Raw genomic sequence first — 4,383 nt, 5'->3', positions numbered from 1 at the left:
AGCTGGTCGAGTGGCTCTCGGACGCCGAGCGGCCGGCCGGCACCGAGTGGGACGCTCCGGTCCTGCCGGCGATCCCGGCCGGGCAGGCGGCGGTGCGGGACCGGGTGAACGCGACGGAGGGTCCGGCACCGGAGTCCGTTCCCGGCGGTGGTGTGCTGCACGGCGGGTTCTTCGCCCAGGCCGGCCTGGCACCGGAGCGGGTAGCGCTGGTGTGGGACGGCGGGGAGTCGTCCCACGCGGAGCTGTCCTACACGGAGCTGTCCTACGCGGAGCTGGCGGCGAGGGCGTTGCGGGTAGCGGCGTGGCTGGTGGACCGGGGCGTGCGGCCGGGGGACGCCGTCGTCGTGAGCCTGCCTAAAGGGCCAGATCAGGTCGCCGGCCTGCTCGGCGTGCTGGCGGCCGGCGGGATGTATGTCCCGGTGGGCGTGGACCTGCCGCGGCTGCGCCGAGAGCGGCTGGTCGAGAGCTCCGGCGCGGTACTCGTGCTGGACGATCTCTGTGCCGCCGACGAGGTGCCGCCGCTGGCCGAACCGGTCGCCGTCGACCCGGAACAGCTGGCTTACACCATCTTCACCTCGGGGTCGACAGGTGAGCCGAAGGGCGTGCAGATCGCGCATCGCAGCGCGGTGAACACGATCGACGACATCAACACCCGCTTCGGCGTGGGGCCGGACGACCGGGTGCTCGCGGTGTCGGCGGCCGATTTCGACCTGTCGGTCTACGACGTGTTCGGGTTGCTGGCCGCCGGAGGAACGGTGGTGCTGATCGGCGAGGACGAGCGGCGCGACGCCCAGCGGTGGGTGGAGCTGGCGCATCGGCACGGTGTCACCGTCTGGAACACGGTGCCGGCGTTGCTGGACATGCTGGTCACCGTGGCCGAGACCGAGGCCGGCCTGCCGGAGTCGCTGCGGCTGGCGATGGTGTCCGGCGACTGGGTGGGCCTGGACCTGCCGGGCCGGGTGCGGGCGCTGGTGCCGCAGTGCCGGTTCGTCGCCCTGGGCGGAGCGACCGAGGCATCCATCTGGTCCAACGCGTTCGAGGTCGACCGGGTCGATCCGGCCTGGTCGTCCGTCCCGTACGGATACCCGCTGCGGAACCAGCGTTTCCGGGTCGTGGACCGGCACGGTCGCGACTGTCCGGACTGGGTGCCGGGGGAGTTGTGGATCGGCGGCATCGGGGTGGCCGAGGGGTATCGGGGCGACCCGGCACGGACGGCGGAGAAGTTCGTCGAGCGGGCCGGCACCCGCTGGTACCGCACCGGGGACCTCGGGCGGTACCGGCCGGACGGGACGCTGGAGTTCCTGGGCCGGGCCGACACCCAGGTCAAGGTCCGCGGACACCGGATCGAGCTGGGCGAGGTCGAAGCCGCGTTGACGGCCCACCCGGCGGTAGCGCAGGCGGTGGTCGTCGCGCCGGGGGAGCGGGACCGCAAACGGCTGGTCGGCTTCGTGCAGGCGGACGGCGACGTCGTCGGCGCACTGCCGGACTTCCTGGCCGAGCGGCTGCCGGCCCATGCCGTGCCCGGTCGGATCCTGCCGGTGGACGCCCTCCCGCTCACGGCGAACGGCAAGATCGACCGTGCCGAGCTCACTCGCGGCGCCGGCCACACGGGCGCGGGCGACGCCGGCACGGGCGATGCCGTCGAGGGCGACGGTGCGAACGCCGACGCCGCGACACGTTTCGAGCCTCCGGCCGGGCCGGTGGAGGAGGCCCTGGCGGAGCTGTGGGCAGAGCTGCTGGGGGTTGACCGCGTCGGCCGCGAGGACGGGTTCTTCGCCCTGGGCGGAGACAGCCTGCTGGCCACCCAGCTGGTGAGCCGGCTCCCCGCAGCCGGGCTGGCCGGTGCGGAGCTGGCCAACCTCTTCCTGTCGCCGGCGCTGGCCGGCTTCGCCGCCACCTTGACCTCCGGGGCGGTCGAGGCCGCGCCGACGATTCAGCCCGAGCCGGAGCACCGTCACGATCCGTTCCCGCTGACCGATGTGCAGCAGGCGTACTGGATCGGCCGTGACCCCGCGCTCCCGCTCGGTGGCGTCGCCGCGCAGTTCTATGTCGAATACGAGCACACCGACCTCGACATGGGGCGGTTGGAAGAGGCGTGGAACCGGCTGGTGCCGCGGCACGAGATGCTGCGCGCCGTCGTCGACATCGACGGTACCCAGCGCATCCTCCGTGATGTTCCGCGCTGCCGTATCCAGGTTGTCAACCTCGAACCGGGCCCGGATACGGCCGGGGAACGGGCCGGCACGGAGCTGGCGGCGGTCCGCGAGCAGATGAGCCGCGCCACGCTGGAGCCGTCGACCTGGCCGCTGTTCGACATCAAAGCGGTGCGGTACGACGACGGCCGGACCCGGCTGTGCGTCGTGCTCGACAGCCTGATCGTCGATGGGCTGAGTATCCTCACCCTGTTCGCCGAGTGGGATCAGCTCTACCGTGACCTGGACGCATCCCTGCCGCCGGTTGGCCTGTCGTTCCGCGACTACCTGCTCCAGGCGCAACCGGAACCGGCCGCCGTCGACCGGGCGCTGGGCTACTGGCAGGACCGGATGGTGGCCTTGCCGCCCGCGCCCCGGCTGCCGCTGCGGATCGACCCGGGCCGGCTCGACGTCCCGCGTTTCCATCGCCGGGAGGCACGGCTGGACCGGCCCACCTGGGCGGCGATCACCGAGCGGGGCAGGCGGCACGGCCTCACCCCATCGGTTGTGGTGCTGGCCTGCTATGCCGATCTGCTCAGCCGATGGAGCGACCAGCCGGAGCTCACCATCAACCTCACCCTGTTCGACCGGCAGCCGCTCCATCCGGACATCGACCGGGTGGTCGGCGACTTCACGTCCCTGCTGCCGGCATCCCACCGGCCCGATCCGGGGGAGAACTGGCTCGCCGGGGCGCGACGGCTGCAGGAGCAGTTGTGGCGGGACCTGGACCACCGGGAGGTGTCGGGGATCCGGGTGCTGCGGGAGCTTGCCCGGCATCGCGACGCCTCGGTGGAGGCGATGCCGGTGGTGTTCACCAGCATGCTCGGTGTCGACGACACGCTCGCGCAGTCCGTGCGATGGCCCGACTACACCCGGACCCGGACGCCGCAGGTATGGCTGGATCACCAGGTCATCGAACGCTCCGGCGAGCTGCTGCTGAGCTGGGACTGCGTCGACGAGTTGTTTCCCGACGGGCTGATCGACACCATGTTCGCCGAATACGAGGCGACGCTGCGCCGAATGGCGGACGTGGACTGGCAGACCGAGCCCGTTGTCGCCGCTGCGGCCCAGGGCCGGACCGGAGCCGGGCCGATCGAGTCCGGCGTCGTCGTCCCGGCGACCTCGGACGGACGGGCCGACGCTGCACCAGCATCGTTCGAATCGCCCGTCGGTGTGGCCGAGACGGCAGTCGCGGAGCTCTGGATGGAGCTGCTCGAGGTGGACCGGGTCGGCCGCGGAGACGGGTTCTTCGCGCTGGGCGGGGACAGCCTGCTGGCGGCTCGCCTGGTGAGCCGGCTCCGTGAGCGCGGGCTGGCCGGAGCACGGCTGGCCGACCTGTTCGCGTCACCCACGCTGGCCGGCTTCGCAGCCACGCTCACGCCGGGACGGGCCGAGACAGCGCCCGCGATCCGTCCTGATCCCGAGCACCGGCACGACGCGTTCCCGCTGACCGACGTGCAGCAGGCCTACTGGATCGGTCGCCGGGACGACTTCGTCCTGGGCGGCATCGCCGCTGTGTTCACCACCGAACGCGAATACGAGGACCTGGACCTGGCACGGCTGGAGGAAGCGTGGAACCGGCTGGTGCAGCGGCACGAGATGCTGCGTGCGGTCGTCGCTGCAGACGGCACCCAGCGCATCATGAGCGACGTGCCGCGCTACCGCATCACGGCGGTCGATCTCGACCCGGGCCTGGCCGACGACCACGAGGAGATCGAACTCGCCGCGATTCGCGAGAAGATGAGGGGCGCCACGCACGACGCGTCCGCCTGGCCGCTGTTCGACATCAGGGCGATCCGTCTGGGGGAGCGTACCCGGGTCGCCGTGGTGTTCGACACCATGATCGTCGACGGGCTGAGCATGCTCACCCTGTTCACCGAGTGGGACCGGCTCTACCGCGATCTGGACGCATCGTTGCCGCCGATCGGCCTGTCGTTCCGCGACTACGTGCTCCAATCCCGGCCCGACCCCGAGCGTCTGGCCGCCGCCGAGGAGTACTGGCGTGAGCGGGTGCCCGAGCTGCCCCCGGGGCCGCGGCTACCGGTCCGGGTCAAGCCGGAGCAGATCGCCACGCCGCGATTTCGCCGCCGTCAACGGCACATCGACGCCGCGAGCTGGCGGACACTCGTCGAGCGGGCCAGACGGCATGACCTCACGCCGTCAGTAGTCCTGCTGGCCTGCTACGCCGAGG

General features: G+C 71.9%; 1 protein-coding gene. It reads left to right on the top strand.

The window, feature by feature from the left end; all coding sequences use genetic code 11:
• On the top strand, nt 1-4,383 hold a 4,383-nt coding region (locus ELR45_RS03610), incomplete at both ends, for a non-ribosomal peptide synthetase (RefSeq protein ID WP_205855820.1).

The sequence above is a fragment of the Phytoactinopolyspora endophytica genome, from assembly GCF_004138495.1.
Taxonomy (GTDB): domain Bacteria; phylum Actinomycetota; class Actinomycetes; order Jiangellales; family Jiangellaceae; genus Phytoactinopolyspora; species Phytoactinopolyspora endophytica.
This window is presented reverse-complemented; position numbering and strand designations above follow the sequence as displayed.